Here is a 15,244-nt window from a genome sequence, read left to right as displayed (position 1 = left end):
TCCAAGGCTGCGGTTGATAAAGCGCCGCCATTATACCCTTTTGTGCCCCCTGACGAGCAAGGTTATACAGCCCCCTGCGGTTAATGGAGAGAAGAAAATGCCCCATGCGGTGATACTGGATGCGCAAAGTCTCGGCCCCGAGATCAATTTGGCCGCCATTAAAGAGACGGTTTCAAACCTTGAGGTGTTTGAGCAGAGTACCACGCAACAAGCGCGGGAACGCCTTGCTAACGCCGATGTAGCGATCGTGAACAAGGTAGTGCTGGACGCCGAAACGCTGCAGCAACTGCCAAAACTGCGGCTAATATGCGTATTGGCGACAGGTCTCAATAATATCGATCTTGAAAGCGCAAAAGAACACAACATTGACGTTAAAAACGTCGCGGCTTACGGCACTGCCAGCGTTTCCCAACACACTTTGATGCTCATGCTCGCGTTAGCCAATCGTCTTCCCCAATATCAGCGCGATGTCGCCGCAGGCGAGTGGCAGCGTAGCGCCTTCTTCTGTTTGCAGGATTACCCAACGCTCCAACTGGCAGGTAAACAGCTAGTGATGGTCGGACAAGGCGAGTTAGGTACCGAAGTAGCACGCTTGGCGGAAGCCTTTGGCATGCAAGTCACCTTCGCCGCCCGCCCCGGCAACGAAGCTAATGATAAGCGCCCTGCCCTGGACGACCTGCTTCCCGATGCCGATGTTATCAGCCTGCACTGCCCGTTGAGCGAGGCCACCAAGCACTTGATCAATCGGGAGCGCTTAACGCGCGCCAAGAACTCACTGCTACTGGTCAACTGCGCCCGCGGCGGAGTTATCGATGAAGTGGCAGCGTTAGAGGCGCTGCGTAGCGGCAAGCTGGGTGGATTAGGCGTTGATGTACTGCCCACTGAACCACCCAGAGATGGGCACCCACTGCTGGATGCACTCAGCGAGCCGCTAAACTTAATTGTCACGCCTCACAACGCCTGGATTACACCAGAAGCGCGCCAGAATATTGTTAGCCTGACAGCTAACAATATTCTTGAATGGAAGGGCGCCCAATAGAAACTTGCCGACGAACCAGAGATTCCTAAAAGACCTTACTGGGTGGCAAAGTGGCTCGGGGCGCGGCAGTTATCCAGCACCTCGAGCTCTACATGGGTAACTTGTGCACCTTCTGAGCCCTGCCATAGCCATTCGCTTAGCAGCTTGACTGCGTCGGAGTGACCACACATCAACACTTCAACCCGGCCATCGGGCAAGTTTTTGGCATAGCCGGTGATACTGTGCTGAAGAGCTTTCTCTTGGTGGCACGGCGATACCAACACCTGCACCTTACGGTTACCAGGGCACGTACACAGCAATCACTCATACTTACCTCCTTACCTTGGCGCTTCTGAACGGAGTGTTAAACAAACTCACGTTGACAATCACTGCACTGTTACGAAGATCAGCGGGCGGCCACGGCGTAACAGCATGAGCGGGTGAACGCCGCCCCAAACAGCAATATTAGTGAATGTAGTAGACCCAGAGCAAAATCATGACCACCGACCCGCGGCACCATAGGTAGATGCTGTAGCCGTATACGCCAGGTAAATCGCGATTACACTGCGCCCAATAGTAACAGTACGGCAGTGACGACAGCACCAATCAACACATCTTGCCAGCGCAACACAACGTCGGGAAGCACTTTAAAAATGGTGGCAAATAGTAAGGTAACGACAGCCAGCGAGACCAGCGACTCAACTGACGTTGTCAGCAAGCTGGCATAAGGCACCAAATTATCGGCGGCCTGGAGCATACCGCGCAAAACGACACCTAATACCAGCGATACCATCAGTATAATCCGATGGAGAGCACCACTGTTAACGATAGCAATCGACTTTTAAGAAAGCGTAAAGCGCTATTAGAAGTGGGCTTTGCCGTTACGCCCCAAATGGTATTGAGCGAAAATTGCATCTGGCGAAACGTTGTTGCACCAATCACCAGGGCTCCTACGCCCAATAGCGTTGGCAGGATACCCGACTCCTCAATCCTGGATTGAGCGACGGCGTCTTGAATAGCGACAGCTGCGTCACCCCTAAGGTACCTTGCAGTTGCGCTACAATTGTCCCTGACCGCCTCTTCTCCCATCACGACACCGATAACTGTGACAGCGATAATAATGGTAGGCGCCAATGAGAAAAGTGTATAGAACGCTAGCGAACCTGCGTAGCTAAAGGCATTACGCTCCAACCATAGTGACGTGGCGTCTTGGACTACTTTCCACCAAAAGATAGCGGCGCGTTTAATCATATTCACTCCCTGTGCTCTGGGTAACGGGCTTTTTATAAGCGTTATCAACATCCTATTTTTCTAGCATACCTAACCACAGCGTTTAGCGCAGTGGTAGGTTGCATCTCTGAGTTCACCAAACGAAAAAGGAAGCTTGGATGGCCACTGATACTTCGCGCGCTCACTGCCTGCGATTTCGACTGTTTGGTGTTTATTGGCCGTTTTCAGCCGCCACATCTGGGGCATCTCGCGTCATTCGTGAAGCGCTCAACGCGCACGCAGGTCATTGTGTTGTAGGCTCTTCTTGGCAGGCTCGCTCACTGCGTAACCCCTGGCGATTCGACGAACGACAAGCCATGCTTCGCGCGGGATTTGACGACGCCGATAATCAACGCTTGGAGATCACCCCGCTACTCGACGCCCTCTATAACGACGATGTTTGGGTGCGCGATGTGCAGCGCAAAGTGCGCGATTTAGCTGCACCTGCCAATGCTCGCCTACCACGTATTGGCTTGATCGGAGCCAGCCGCGGCCAGTCAAGCTACTACCTTTCACTGTTTCCTCAGTGGGAGTCTGCCAGCGTGCCGTCGGTGGAGGGGATTTCAGCCAGCCAAATACGTGAGCGACTATTTCGCTCGCCGAGCTCAACGAATGACTACCTGAGTACCGGCGCTTACCACGATTTACCGCCAGGGGTGGTGGAGAGCGTCAAACACTTTTGCAATGAGGGCGCCTATCAGCGCCTGATCGAAGAGCAGCAGTTGTTGGATCAGTACCGTCAGGCCTGGGCTCACGCGCCCTACCCGCCTATTTTTGTCACGGTCAACGCAGTGGTCGTGCAGTCAGGCCATGTGCTGCTGGTACGACGCACGGCGGCACCGGGCAAAGGCCTTTATGCCCTGCCGGGAGGGTTTATTAACCCCCATGAACGGCTGCTGGATGCTTGCTTGCGTGAACTTCGCGAACGCATTCGCTTAAAGGTTCCTGAGCCTGTACTCAAAGGCTCGCTGCGTGGGCAACGCCTGTTTGATGAACCCCACCGCAGCTGGCGCGGGCGCACCTTGGCGGAAGCTTTCTATTTTGCGCTACGCCCCGATCAGCAGCTGCCACGCCTGAAGCCTGTTAAAGGCGGTGATCATGCGCGCTGGGTAGCGCTCGCCGATCTCGAGCCCGACAGCCTGTTTGAAGATCACTTCTTCATCATTCAGAACTTTTTAGGGCTACCCGCCGATTTTGGCAGTAGCTAAACGCTCACTGACGAGCGCTATGCTTGTAGGAAATCCCGCGGCAGCTTCATCATCTGCCGCCATAAACGCTCTACGCCGGGCTTATGCACCATTGAGCAGCGATATAAGCGGATTTCCAGGGGGATATCCCAGCTAGGGTCGCCCGCCCTCACCAAACGGCCACTTTTCAGCTCTTCACGAATACAAAAATCGGGTATCCACGCCACCCCAACGCCCTGTAATACCATTCCTTTCAGGCCTTCAGCCATGGCCGTTTCATATACCGTACGCAGCTTCATTCGTAGCGGATCATTTTTCAGTAGCATGCGCACACTGCGCCCTAAAAAGGCCCCTTGAGTGTACGAAAGATAGGGAATGGAAGTGTCGTGCTGGAGTGAAAATTTTGCTTTGCCATGCTCGTCGGGTAACGAAACGGGCAACATATTGACCTTACCAATCGAAAACGAGGGAAACACCTCGGCATCGAGCTGCATAGTTGCAAAAGGGTCGTAGTAGGCGAGCATCAGATCGCAGTTGCCCTCTCGCAGCACATGTATTGCCTCGCCCACATTCATGGCCACCAAGCGGGTCGGCAGCTCGCCCAAGCCTTGCTGCAGGCGGGAGATCCAAGGCGGATAAAAACTCAATGCCAAGGAGTGCGCCGCGACAATATCCAGCGCCTCATTGGCGATAGAGAGACCGCGCAAATGGCTAAGCGATTCGTTTAATTGCTCGACCAAATTGCGCGCAGTAACCAAAAACAGCTGCCCTTCGGGCGTTAACCCTACGGGGGTGGTTGAACGATCCACCAGGGTGACATCAACGGCCTGCTCCAACGCGCGAATACGGCGACTAAAGGCCGGCTGGGTCACGTGTCGCTGGCGTGCTGACGCAGAGAAGCTGCGCGTATTGGCTAGCGCTACAAAATCTTCCAGCCATTTTGTTTCAAGATTCACCCCATGACTCCTTGTCTCACCCTGCGTTTGAGCATCTCGATTTTCCTTTTAGGCTGACGTATCTATTGAACCGGGGCCATTAAATAGGCCGCCCGCGAAACGACTTTCATCCATACCGGGCGCTGGTTAATTTCATCGATGGTGACACGCCGACAGTGAGCAAAGTCTTTTTCCAGCATTGCCTCAACGCTGGTAGCAAAATCACGACTTGGAATAAACGCGGTAATCTCAAAATTTAACCGAAATGAGCGATTATCCAAATTGACTGTCCCTACCGTGGCTGCTTCGTTATCCACCAGCATGACTTTTTGATGTAAAAAACCGGGGAGATAACGGTATATTTTAACTCCTGCTCTTAGCATATCGGGCAGAAATGAAAACGCAGAGAGGAAAACCAACAAGTGATCGGGGCGCTCCGGAATCATCACCCGAACGTCGACGCCGCGCATCGCTGCAAGCCGCAGCGCATCCTGAACTCCCTGGTCAGGGACGAAATAGGGGCTAGTCACCCACAGCCGCTGCTTGGCGCTATGAATGACCTGCTGGACGAGCAGGCTGGCGGTGTCCTGACGATCGGCGGGCCCAGAAGGCACAATCACCACATGATGGTCGGTGGCAGAGGATGACGTGTCGGCCATCCAGTTCAAGCTAATCACTTCATCCGTCGCCCAGTGCCAATCCTCCCAAAATGCTTCCTGCAAGCCCAGCACGCTGGGCCCTTCAAGTTTGAGATGAGTATCACGCCAAGGCCCGTGCCGCGGATTTTCGCCGAGATATTCGACCCCGACATTAAAGCCCCCTATCCAGCCCTCCTTGCCGTCTATTACCGTTACCTTGCGATGGTTACGGAAGTTAAGCTGAAAACGGTGTTTAAAGCCTCGCGATGAACGGAAGGCACTGACGGCCACCCCATCGCTGATTAAATCATTGAGGTAGCTATCGGCTAACTTGCGGCTACCCACTTCATCGTAAAGAAAATAGGCCCTCACGCCGCGCCGGGCAGCGCGCTGTAAATGGTGCTTCAAACGTTGGCCGAGGGCGTCGTTACGAACAATGAAGAACTGCACCAACGCATACTGTTCCGCACGGTCAATACCATCAAACAGGCTTTCAAACGTTGCTGGCCCATCAATCAGCAGTGTGGCTTGATTGCCATGGGTTAGCGGCATCATGGCAAGCTGTTCGACCGCCTGAATATCGGCATTGGTAGAGGGCGCAACGTAGGGTTGAACATTAGCCCGGTAACGCACTAGAACCCGGCGTAGAACGGTGTCCCGCTGACCGCGGGCAGATACATAGCCATAAAACCTTGGCCGCCCGAAAAACCAGTACGCTGGAAGCGCGACATAAGGGAACGTCAGCAGCGAGATGATCCATGCCACGGCACCCTGGGAGGTGCGACTGGACATCAGCGCCATAATGGCTGAAACGATGCCAAGCAGGTGTATCAGTAAGATGCTGGTCCCTAGCAACCAGGAGGTCATAGTCACGTCCTTATAAAGCCCTCACATAGAACAAGGCCTCGCCGTCAGCGAGGCCCTTATGCGTCTAAAGCCTAATCAACCTTACCACTCCATTACGCCGATTGGGCAATAATCTCTTTCCACTTCGCAGGCCCGGTTTGATGTACCGATGTGCCCAGGCTATCAACGGCGACGGTCACCGGCATATCTTCAACCTCAAACTCATAGATTGCTTCCATACCTAAGTCTTCGAAGCCCACTACCCGCGATTTTTTAATCGCTTGAGCGACCAGATAAGCCGACCCACCGACCGCCATTAAGTACACCGCTTCATTGTCACGGATAGCATCAATAGCGGCTTGGCCACGCTCTGCTTTGCCGACCATGCCTAACAGGCCAGTCTCTTCCAGCATAGTGCGGGTAAATTTATCCATCCGCGTGGCGGTCGTTGGGCCAGCGGGGCCAACGACTTCGTCACCAATGGGATCAACCGGGCCCACGTAGTAGATAAAGCGACCTTTCATATCCACGGGCAGCGGCTCGCCTTTGGCCAGCATATCGACCATGCGCTTATGAGCAGCATCGCGCCCCGTGAGCAGCTTACCGTTCAACAGCAGCGTATCACCAGGCTGCCAGGTTTTAACCTCCTCAGGCGTCACCGTATCAAGATTGACACGTTTGACGTTTTCACCCGCCTCGCGAGTGATTTCCGGCCAATCCTCAAGCTTCGGCGGCTCAAGTACCGCGGGGCCAGAGCCGTCAAGCGTGAAATGGGCATGACGGGTCGCCGCACAGTTGGGAATAATCGCGACGGGCTTGTTGGCTGCATGGGTTGGATAGTCTTTGACTTTAATATCCAGCACAGTGGTTAAGCCGCCTAACCCCTGGGCACCGATACCGCTCTTGTTGACCTTGTCAAACAGTTCTAAACGCAGCTCTTCGGCACGGTTGCTGGGGCCACGGCCTGTAGATCCTGAATATTGATAGGATCGAGTAGCGCTTCTTTGGCAATCAGCATGGCCTTTTCGGCGGTGCCGCCGATGCCAATCCCCAGCATCCCGGGTGGACACCAGCCAGCGCCCATCTTCGGAAGCTGCTCCATCACCCAATCAACCACACTGTCGGAGGGATTCAGCATGGCGAACTTGGATTTTGCTTCGCTACCACCGCCCTTCGCCGCTACGTGAATATCGACCGTATCGCCGGGCACAATCGAGTGGTGAATAATCGCCGGGGTGTTGTCTTTGGTATTGGCACGCTTGCCGTCGGGATCCGCCAGCACCGAGGCGCGCAGGATATTATCGGGGAGCAAATAAGCGCGACGAACACCTTCGTTAATCATGTCGTCCAGGCTCATGTCCGCTTCCCAGGTAACGTTCATGCCCACGTGAACGAATACGGTGACGATGCCAGTGTCCTGACAGATTGGACGATGCCCGGTGGCGCACATGCGTGAGTTAATCAAAATCTGTGCGATGGCGTCTTTGGCGGCAGGGTTCTCTTCGCGCTCATAGGCGGCGGCCATGGCGTCGATGAAATCTTTAGGATGGTAGTAAGAGATGTACTGCAGAGCATCGGCAACGCTTTGAATAACGTCGTCCTGGCGAATCACGGTCATGGACTAATAGCTCCTAGGTTATCGTCTAGTCAGCGGCTTTCCTTCCGCGCTCGCGGAGGTGCCGTCTTAGCGTGCTACCAGTATACCGTATTGGCACTTACGCAGCAGCAATCCCTGGCACCTATCTGACTACTATGGTTAGGGCTTTAGTCGATGGTATCTCTTAAGCAAGATAACGGTATAACCCTACTCACGCCGCCTGACAATATGGGCATAAATAGAGCCTTCGCGACCCAACCATTGTACGCTCAATCACCGTTCCACAGCGGTGGCACTCTAGCCCTGCTCGCTCGAAAACCGCAAAACGCCACTGCCTGCGCGGCTCACCCGCTGCTTTAGCCTGAGCAATCCAGGCCTCACGATTAGTAACACCTGCGGCTTGGTAGGCTTGCCGGGTAACATCAATGATGCAGTCAGCCAGAGTTTGCTGCTGTTCTGGGGTTAAATCCACCGGTCGAGCGCTTGGCGGAAGCTGGGAGAAAAAAAGGATTTCAGAGCGCAAATAGTTGCCCAGCCCGGCGACCAACCCCTGATCGAGCAGCAGTGCCCCCAGGCTGCGTTTATGAAACTGCTTTAAATTCAGCCGCTGCTGCACATCGGAGGGAGCCACGTCTTGACTCAACAAATCAGGGCCTAGGCGGGCTAAGAAAGGATGCTCGGTGAGAGTTTCTGCGTGCCAGAGGGAAATATCGGAGGCGCTATAGAGGCTGGCGCAGTGCCCTTCTGCGCTCAATCGAACCCGCAGCGCTCGCTTGGTATTAGGCGGCTTATCCTCGCTATGCAGCTTCCAAACACCATAAAGTTGGTTGTGGGAATAAAGCACACGCTGATCGGCAAACCGGACCAGCATTGCTTTACCCCAGGTATCTACTCGGGCAACCCGAACACCAATAAATGAGGCTGCCTGCTCGGCAAGTTCTGGAAAGGCGAACCAGGCATCGTCGATCACCCGTCCACCTATCTGCTGCTCAATACGATCCGCCGCGCGGCGAATTTCTGGGCCTTCTGGCATACCGCTAGCCCAGCGCCAGCTGTTTGTCTTTCATTTGATGGAGCTGGTCGCGAAGCCGAGCCGCCTCTTCGAACTCCAGATTTTGTGCTGCCTCAAACATGGCGTCTTCGAGCTTACTGATAGCGCCCAGCAGATCTTGCTTGCTCATCGTGGTGACATCATACTCGGCGGCGCTTTCCGCCACCTTGCGCTCATTGCCACGGCGGCGACTGCTCTTCTTGCCCGGCGCCTGGGCGGCTTCAAGGATATCGGCCACTGAGCGGGTAACCGTTGTTGGCGTAATACCGTGTTCTAGGTTGTGTTCGGTCTGCTTGGCGCGACGACGCTCGGTTTCATCAATCGCCTTGCGCATCGAGTCAGTAATCCGATCACCGTAAAGAATCGCCTTGCCGTGGGCGTTACGGGCAGCACGGCCAATGGTCTGTATCAGCGAGCGCTCGGCACGCAGAAAGCCCTCTTTATCGGCGTCGAGAATCGCCACCAGCGACACTTCGGGAATATCCAGGCCTTCGCGCAGCAGGTTGATACCCACCAACACATCAAATTGCCCAGGCGTAAATCGCGAATAATCTCAACCCGCTCGACGGTGTCGATATCCGAATGTAAGTAGCGCACCGAATGCCGTGCTCATCAAATACTCGGTCAGTCTTCCGCCATACGCTTGGTTAGCGTGGTCACCAGTACTCGCTCGCCTACCGCAGTGCGCAAGCCGATTCCGAAGAAGATCGTCGACTGGGTACTGGCCGGACGCACTTCGATTTCGGATCCAGCAGCCCGGTGGGAGCACCACCTGCTCAACGGTCTGGCTTGCGTGCTCCCCCTCATAGCGGCCTGGGGTTGCGGAAACAAAGATTTGTGGTGAAATGGCCTCCCACTCTTCAAACTTCATGGGCCGGTTATCCAACGCCGAAGGCAACCGGAAACCATACTCGACTAGGGTCTCTTTACGCGAACGGTCGCCTTTGTACATACCACCTACCTGGGGCACGCTGACGTGGGACTCGTCGATAAATAGCAGGCGTCATCGGGCAGGTAATCAAGAAAGTAGGCGGTGGCTCGCCGGGGGCACGCCCAGAGAGGTAGCGGGAGTAGTTTTCGATACCGTTGCAGTAACCCAGCTCCAGCATCATCTCAATATCGTAAAGTGTGCGCTGCTCAAGACGCTGTGCTTCTACCAGCCGTTCATGCTTACGCATCCACTCCAGTCGCTCTTTGAGCTCCTCTTTAATGGCATCAATGGCGCCCAGAATCGTTTCCCGGGGGGTGACGTAGTGCGATTTTGGATAGATAGTCATCCTTGGCACCTCCCCGCGGACAGCGCCGGTGAGCGGATCAAACAGTCGGATAGTGTCGATTTCGCTGTCAAACAGCTCTACCCGCACCGCCTCCTCGTCAGAGTCGGCAGGAAAGATATCGATCACATCGCCGCGCACCCGGTAAGTACCGCGGCGGAAATCCATATCATTACGAGTGTACTGAAGCTCGGCCAAGCGCCGCAGGAAAGCGCGCTGGTCAATCAACTCGCCGCGAGTGAAGTGCAGACGCATCTTTAAGTATTGGTCGGGGTCACCCAAGCCGTAAATCGCTGACACTGATACCACAATCAGCGCATCGCGCCTTTCTAGCAGTGCCTTGGTGGCCGAAAGCCGCATCTGCTCGATATGGTCGTTTATCGAGGCATCTTTCTCGATAAAGGTATCCGAGGAAGGCACATAGGCTTCCGGCTGGTAGTAGTCGTAGTAGGAGACGAAATACTCTACGGCGTTATCCGGGAAAAACGCCTTGAATTCGCCATACAACTGGGCAGCCAGGGTCTTATTCGGCGCCATCACGATGGTCGGGCGCTGCTGTTGTTCCACAACATTGGCCATGGTGAAGGTTTTGCCCGACCCGGTCACGCCAAGCAGCGTTTGGTGAGCAAGCCCAGATTCCAGGCCACTAATCAGCCCTTTAATAGCAGCAGGCTGGTCGCCAGCGGGCTGAAATTTTGACTGCAATCGAAAGGCTTTGCTCATCGGTGCTCCTATAAAAGATATAATTTAAACTAACCGGGTGGCGATCTCGACCGTAGACTGGGTCATCAGGCGTTGAATCGGGCAGCGGTGGCTAATATCTTCCAGCCGGGCGCGCTGTTCGGGGTCTTCAATACCGTGCAGTGTTAATGCCACGTCTAGCTTGTAGATGCCCTTTTTTTCCTGACTATCGTCCCGCTGCACGGTGACGGTAATGCCCTCAAGCGGCCACTCTTTACGCTTGGCGTACATCTGCACGGTAACCGCCTTGCAGGTACCCAGAGCAATATCGAAATAGTCGTGGGGATCAGGGGCACTGCCCTCGCCACCTACTATCGGTGGCACATCGGCATATAGATCTTCCAAACCATTGACTTCAACTCGCTGCCTAAAGACATGGTTGCGTTCACTGATCACGGTAATGGGAGGGTGCATTAGGATACCTTTACGCCTAGCTTGAGTTTTTCAATGGCATTAATCAGCGTCTCGCGTTTTGCCCGGCCGTCCACATCGGCACCATGGCGCCCACTTCGGCACTATCAACGCCATCAAGCATCATGAGTGCAGTGGTGATTTTGTTCACCTGATCGACCGATTTAACACCCTGGAATGTCAACGACTGCTGTGCCATAGCGTTTCCCTACCTGTTGCCCTGTGCAAAACTGATACAAGAGAAAGAGTCTAGCACGCTAATGGTGCCTTGCAATCAGTGACGACTGCCCACACCTAATAGCATTCAAGGCACTTTTACTTTTACGTACTGAATGCATCACTATCGAACGCTTTCCCACTTTTGCAGGAGTTTTTATGGCGACCGTTACCGCTAGCACCCCCGCCCTTGGCAGCGTCCGCCTTAACCACTTAGCCGCGCTGGATGTGAAGGGGGCGGATGCAGAAAAGTTCCTACAGGGCCAGACCAGCGCCCAAGTCAGCTTGGCCGACGGGCACTTTGCGCCGCTCACCTGTTTCTGCACGCCTAAGGGCCGCATGCTGGCCAACGCCCAGCTAATGCGCTTGGGCGAAGAGCATTATCGGCTACTGCTCAGTAATACCCTATTGGATAGCCTAGAGAGTCATCTTAAAAAATTCGCCGCTTTTTACCGTGCTGAACTAACCAGCCAACGCGACCTAGTATTCATTGGTGCCAGCGATGAGGCCCAATCGCTTGCGAATCAGCTGGGCCTGACGCTAGCTGATCAAGTAGGCACCCATACTAGCAACGATCAGGCCTGCGCAATCCGCTACCCTGGTGAGACACCGCGCTGGCTATTGTGTTTCGCAAACGACAGCAAGGTCGATTTAGCGTCGGCTCAGGATGACCAAGCGGGCCGTAACGCTTGGCAGCTTGAGGATATTCGTAGCGGTTTGGCGTGGCTAACCGATACCCAACAGGATCACTTCCTGCCCCAAATGCTGAACTGGGAAGCGCTGGGCGGCATTAGCTTTAAAAAAGGCTGTTACACCGGCCAGGAAGTCGTCGCCCGAGCACACTTCCGGGGTCAGGTGAAAAAGCGCTTGATGCGTATTAGCTTAGAAGCCGACTCACTGCCCGCAGCAGGTGCTAGCGTGGTTAATAGTGACGATAAAGCGGTAGGTGAAGTGGTGGTCAGTGCGTTTAATCATCAAGGCGGCGTCGAATTACTGGCAGTCATGAGCACCAAAGTCGCCGAAGAAACTATGCAACTTTATTTAGATGGGGTGCCAGCGACACTTCTCACGTTACCCTATACGATTGAACGCGTTGACCCTGAACAGCTGGCAGTTAGCCTTAACGGCTAGGCTTACTCTAGGTTGAAGGCAAGCCAAACAGCGTCGCGGCGGTATTACTGCTCTGAGCTGCGACCTGCTCCTCTGTTTGCCCGCGCAGTGCGGCAACAACGCTGCATACCTCAGCCACTCGACATGGCTCATTACGCATGCCCTGGTAGCCGCTAAGCGGCATATCGGGGCTGTCGGTTTCCAGCACAAAGGCATCGTCAGGCAGTCCCTCAACGGTTCGCCGTAACCGCCTGGCGCGTTCATAGGTGACTGCGCCGCCCAACCCCAGCTTGAAGCCCAGATCGAGAAACTTGGTTGCTTGCTCAATGGAGCCTGAGAAGGCGTGAATCAGCCCTGCCTCTGGAAGCGCAAGCTGGCGTAGGCGCTTGGCGACCTTATCGTTGGCGTGGACACAGTGCACCACTACCGGCAGAGAATGCTGTTTCGCTAGCTTCAGCTGGACATCAAAGTAGTGCCACTGCGCTTCAAGCGTGTCGGTAAAGCGACCATCAATACCGCACTCGCCCACTGCTACTATCTCAGGGTGCTCAGCGAGCAAATGATCAAGCGCGTTGATATCCGACGCTTGATGCTCATCGACAAAGTAAGGGTGCAAGCCCAAGCATACCGACGTATCCGGCCGCTCGCCGAGCGCCAGCACCTGCTGCCAGCGCGAACGGGTCGTCCCCGGTACCACAAAGTGCACGACACCCACTGCCTTAGCGGACTCGAACACCTCAGCCCGATCATCATCGAACTGGGTAAAATCGAGATGGCAATGAGCATCTATCAGCATGGGAACGCCTGACATATAGGGATTAGTGCTCGCGGGTAGGCTGGAAGCGAATATCCGGCCAACGCTCCTGAGTCATCTGCAGGTTCACCCGGGTAGGCGCAATGTAGGTGAGATAACCACCGCCATCGATCGCCAGGTTGGCGCTGGCCTTGCGCTTGAACTCTTCCAGCTTTTTGGCATCTTCACAGTAGACCCAGCGAGCTGTCTGGACATTGACACCTTCATAGAGGCAGTCGACCTTGTACTCCTCCTTGAGACGGTGGGCGACCACATCGAACTGCAGGGTACCTACGGCGCCGAGAATCAGATCGTTGTTGTCCATCGGCATAAAGACCTGGGTAGCCCCCTCTTCGGAAAGCTGCTGCAAGCCTTTTTGTAGCGCCTTCATCTTAAGTGGATCTTTAAGCCGTACGCGCTTAAATAGCTCGGGGGCAAAGTGGGGTATGCCGGTAAAGCGCATATCTTCGCCCACGGTAAAGGTATCGCCGATCTGAATCGTGCCGTGATTATGCAGGCCAATAATATCGCCGGGCCAAGCCTCTTCTACCTGGGAGCGGTCGGAGGCCATAAAGGTCAAGGCGTCGGCAATTTTAACGTCCTTGCCGATACGCACATGGCGCATCTTCATGTTCTTTTCGTACTTACCCGAGCAGACGCGCAAAAAAGCGATGCGGTCGCGGTGATTGGGATCCATATTGGCCTGGATTTTAAACACGAAGCCGGTGAAACGCTCATCATCAGATGTAACTACCCGAGTATCGGTTTCGTGGGCCTTGGGCGGCGGTGCGTACTCGACAAAGCCATCCATCATCTCGCGCACCCCAAAGTTACCCATGGCGGTACCGAAATAGACCGGCGAAAGCTCACCCCGGCGATAAGCCTCCAGATCAAATTCATGGGAGGCGCCACGCACAAGTTCTACTTCCATACGCAGCTCTTCGGCCTGATCTTCCCCAAGCACAGCATCCACTTCGGGATTATCCAAACCCTCAATGCGCTTATCCTCGGGAATGCGGCTACCCTGCCCCTGGGTATAAAGATGAATCACGTCGTTATAAAGGTGATAAACGCCCTTAAAGTGGCGACCCATGCCAATCGGCCAGGTCATCGGCGCACACTGGATATTGAGTACCGTTTCAACTTCATCCATCACCTCAATGGGATCACGGATATCGCGATCCATTTTGTTGATGAAAGTGAGAATCGGCGTGGTGCGCAGACGACACACTTCCATCAATTTAATGGTGCGATCCTCAACACCTTTGGCGCCGTCGATCACCATCAAGGCAGAATCAACCGCCGTGAGCGTACGGTAGGTATCTTCAGAGAAGTCTTCGTGACCCGGTGTATCCAGCAGATTGACGATGCGGCCGCCGTAGGGGAACTGCATCACCGAGGTCGTTACCGAGATCCCCCGCTCCTGCTCCATCTTCATCCAGTCTGACGTTGCATGGCGATCGTTACGCTTGCTCTTCACCGAGCCGGCTAACTGGATGGCATTGCCAAATAGCAGCATTTTTTCGGTAATGGTGGTTTTACCGGCGTCGGGGTGCGAAATAATAGCGAATGTCCTGCGAAGCTCGGCTTCACGGGCTAATTGAGTCTCTTTCATTGTGCCTCTTCAAATATAGGGTCTCATTCGCAGCACTCACTCAGCAGCTTTCGCTAACTGGCCACCGCGCGTTGAGCCATGTCCATTGCGACAATTGTAACGCTTGGAGGCGGCTGTTGTCGCGGGTGGCGTCAAATGTGACGCTCTTGAAAAAGGCCAAAAAAAACGCTGAACAAGTCAGCGTTTTAATCTTACAAAGTGGCACAAGGCCGATGTTAACCACCACCAAAGCCGGGGGCTAGGCGAAGGTATTTACCTGCGTACCTAGGGTGCCCTCTTTAGCTAGATCTGGCTGCGCGCCAGTATCGGCAGAGGCCATTATTTCAGTTACTTGATCAGCTTGCGTATCCAAAGCTTCTTTGAAAACCTGCATTTGAGCCTGTTCGGCGGTTTGCGCCTGATTCATATACAGCGATGCACTGACTGAACTGCTGATGCCTACATCCATATATCCACCTCATGGTGTGCAAATGTACTTATAAACTAGCAAAGCATTAGATCACGCGCAAAGATACCGTCTCTATTACTGGTGCTAGCGTCTAT

Annotated in this window: 9 protein-coding genes and 6 pseudogenes; 3 read left to right on the top strand and 12 right to left on the bottom strand. The window is 54.4% G+C overall.

What is annotated here, in order from left to right; all coding sequences use genetic code 11:
- Positions 1 to 97: 97 nt before the first annotated feature.
- Positions 98 to 1,039: a D-2-hydroxyacid dehydrogenase gene (locus tag FDY98_RS11790; RefSeq protein ID WP_027959415.1), complete on the top strand. Its 942-nt coding sequence runs from the start codon at positions 98 to 100 to the stop codon at positions 1,037 to 1,039.
- Between the two features lie 35 nt (positions 1,040 to 1,074).
- On the opposite strand, the pseudogene FDY98_RS11785 reads toward FDY98_RS11790, so the two are convergent.
- Both FDY98_RS11785 and FDY98_RS11780 read right to left on the bottom strand, forming a co-directional pair.
- A pseudogene (locus FDY98_RS11785) lies at positions 1,075 to 1,346 on the bottom strand (acylphosphatase).
- Positions 1,347 to 1,577: 231 nt separating this feature from the next.
- Positions 1,578 to 2,269: pseudogene (locus FDY98_RS11780) on the bottom strand (YihY/virulence factor BrkB family protein).
- 144 nt (positions 2,270 to 2,413) lie between these two features.
- On the opposite strand from FDY98_RS11780, the pseudogene FDY98_RS11775 reads away from it, so the two are divergent.
- A pseudogene (locus FDY98_RS11775) lies at positions 2,414 to 3,495 on the top strand (bifunctional nicotinamide-nucleotide adenylyltransferase/Nudix hydroxylase).
- A 17-nt stretch (positions 3,496 to 3,512) separates the two neighbouring features.
- On the opposite strand, the gene FDY98_RS11770 reads toward FDY98_RS11775, so the two are convergent.
- The 7 genes and pseudogenes from FDY98_RS11770 to FDY98_RS11740 all read right to left on the bottom strand — a co-directional run bounded on the left by FDY98_RS11770 (position 3,513) and on the right by FDY98_RS11740 (position 11,166).
- Positions 3,513 to 4,430: a LysR substrate-binding domain-containing protein gene (locus FDY98_RS11770; protein ID WP_009286686.1), complete on the bottom strand. Its 918-nt coding sequence runs from the start codon at positions 4,428 to 4,430 to the stop codon at positions 3,513 to 3,515.
- A 62-nt stretch (positions 4,431 to 4,492) separates the two neighbouring features.
- The gene (gene cls, locus FDY98_RS11765; protein ID WP_027959411.1) at positions 4,493 to 5,914 is read right to left on the bottom strand and encodes a cardiolipin synthase; all 1,422 of its coding nucleotides are present in this window, start codon (positions 5,912 to 5,914) and stop codon (positions 4,493 to 4,495) included.
- A 92-nt stretch (positions 5,915 to 6,006) separates the two neighbouring features.
- Positions 6,007 to 7,511: pseudogene (locus tag FDY98_RS11760) on the bottom strand (fumarate hydratase).
- 190 nt (positions 7,512 to 7,701) lie between these two features.
- Positions 7,702 to 8,523, bottom strand: a complete 822-nt coding sequence (nei, locus tag FDY98_RS11755; RefSeq protein WP_027959410.1) for an endonuclease VIII — start codon at positions 8,521 to 8,523, stop codon at positions 7,702 to 7,704.
- Between the two features lie 4 nt (positions 8,524 to 8,527).
- Positions 8,528 to 10,538: pseudogene (gene uvrB, locus FDY98_RS11750) on the bottom strand (excinuclease ABC subunit UvrB).
- A gap of 24 nt (positions 10,539 to 10,562) precedes the next feature.
- A complete protein-coding gene (locus FDY98_RS11745; RefSeq protein ID WP_022523500.1) occupies positions 10,563 to 10,970 on the bottom strand; it encodes an OsmC family protein in 408 nt (135 codons plus the stop codon).
- Positions 10,970 to 11,166: pseudogene (locus FDY98_RS11740) on the bottom strand (hypothetical protein). Before FDY98_RS11740 ends, FDY98_RS11745 begins: the two are co-directional and overlap by 1 nt.
- A 176-nt stretch (positions 11,167 to 11,342) precedes the next feature.
- Here FDY98_RS11740 and ygfZ point away from each other — a divergent pair.
- Positions 11,343 to 12,314, top strand: a complete 972-nt coding sequence (gene ygfZ / locus FDY98_RS11735; RefSeq protein WP_009286681.1) for a CAF17-like 4Fe-4S cluster assembly/insertion protein YgfZ — start codon at positions 11,343 to 11,345, stop codon at positions 12,312 to 12,314.
- A 7-nt stretch (positions 12,315 to 12,321) separates the two neighbouring features.
- On the opposite strand, the gene FDY98_RS11730 is transcribed toward ygfZ, so the two are convergent.
- From FDY98_RS11730 to FDY98_RS11720, 3 genes are all read right to left on the bottom strand, one after another.
- Positions 12,322 to 13,089, bottom strand: a complete 768-nt coding sequence (locus FDY98_RS11730) for a TatD family hydrolase (RefSeq protein ID WP_027959408.1) — start codon at positions 13,087 to 13,089, stop codon at positions 12,322 to 12,324.
- Positions 13,090 to 13,111: 22 nt separating this feature from the next.
- The gene (locus FDY98_RS11725) at positions 13,112 to 14,701 is read right to left on the bottom strand and encodes a peptide chain release factor 3 (protein WP_009286679.1); all 1,590 of its coding nucleotides are present in this window, start codon (positions 14,699 to 14,701) and stop codon (positions 13,112 to 13,114) included.
- Positions 14,702 to 14,939: 238 nt separating this feature from the next.
- The gene (locus tag FDY98_RS11720) at positions 14,940 to 15,149 is read right to left on the bottom strand and encodes a putative motility protein (RefSeq protein ID WP_022523503.1); all 210 of its coding nucleotides are present in this window, start codon (positions 15,147 to 15,149) and stop codon (positions 14,940 to 14,942) included.
- Positions 15,150 to 15,244: the final 95 nt, after the last annotated feature.

Source organism: Halomonas sp. PA16-9, from assembly GCF_009728585.1.
Lineage (GTDB): Bacteria > Pseudomonadota > Gammaproteobacteria > Pseudomonadales > Halomonadaceae > Vreelandella > Vreelandella titanicae.
Note: the sequence above shows the minus strand (reverse complement) of the source record. Positions and strands in the feature narration are given on the sequence as shown.

Bases quoted from the DNA above. Each gene is read 5' to 3' on its own strand.
- FDY98_RS11790 (WP_027959415.1), top strand. From the start codon at position 98: ATGCCCCATGCGGTGATACTGGATGCGCAAAGTCTCGGCCCCGAGATC.
- cls (WP_027959411.1), bottom strand. From the start codon at position 5,914: ATGACCTCCTGGTTGCTAGGGACCAGCATCTTACTGATACACCTGCTT.
- nei (WP_027959410.1), bottom strand. From the start codon at position 8,523: ATGCCAGAAGGCCCAGAAATTCGCCGCGCGGCGGATCGTATTGAGCAG.
- FDY98_RS11745 (WP_022523500.1), bottom strand. From the start codon at position 10,970: ATGCACCCTCCCATTACCGTGATCAGTGAACGCAACCATGTCTTTAGG.
- ygfZ (WP_009286681.1), top strand. From the start codon at position 11,343: ATGGCGACCGTTACCGCTAGCACCCCCGCCCTTGGCAGCGTCCGCCTT.
- FDY98_RS11730 (WP_027959408.1), bottom strand. From the start codon at position 13,089: ATGCTGATAGATGCTCATTGCCATCTCGATTTTACCCAGTTCGATGAT.
- FDY98_RS11725 (WP_009286679.1), bottom strand. From the start codon at position 14,701: ATGAAAGAGACTCAATTAGCCCGTGAAGCCGAGCTTCGCAGGACATTC.
- FDY98_RS11720 (WP_022523503.1), bottom strand. From the start codon at position 15,149: ATGGATGTAGGCATCAGCAGTTCAGTCAGTGCATCGCTGTATATGAAT.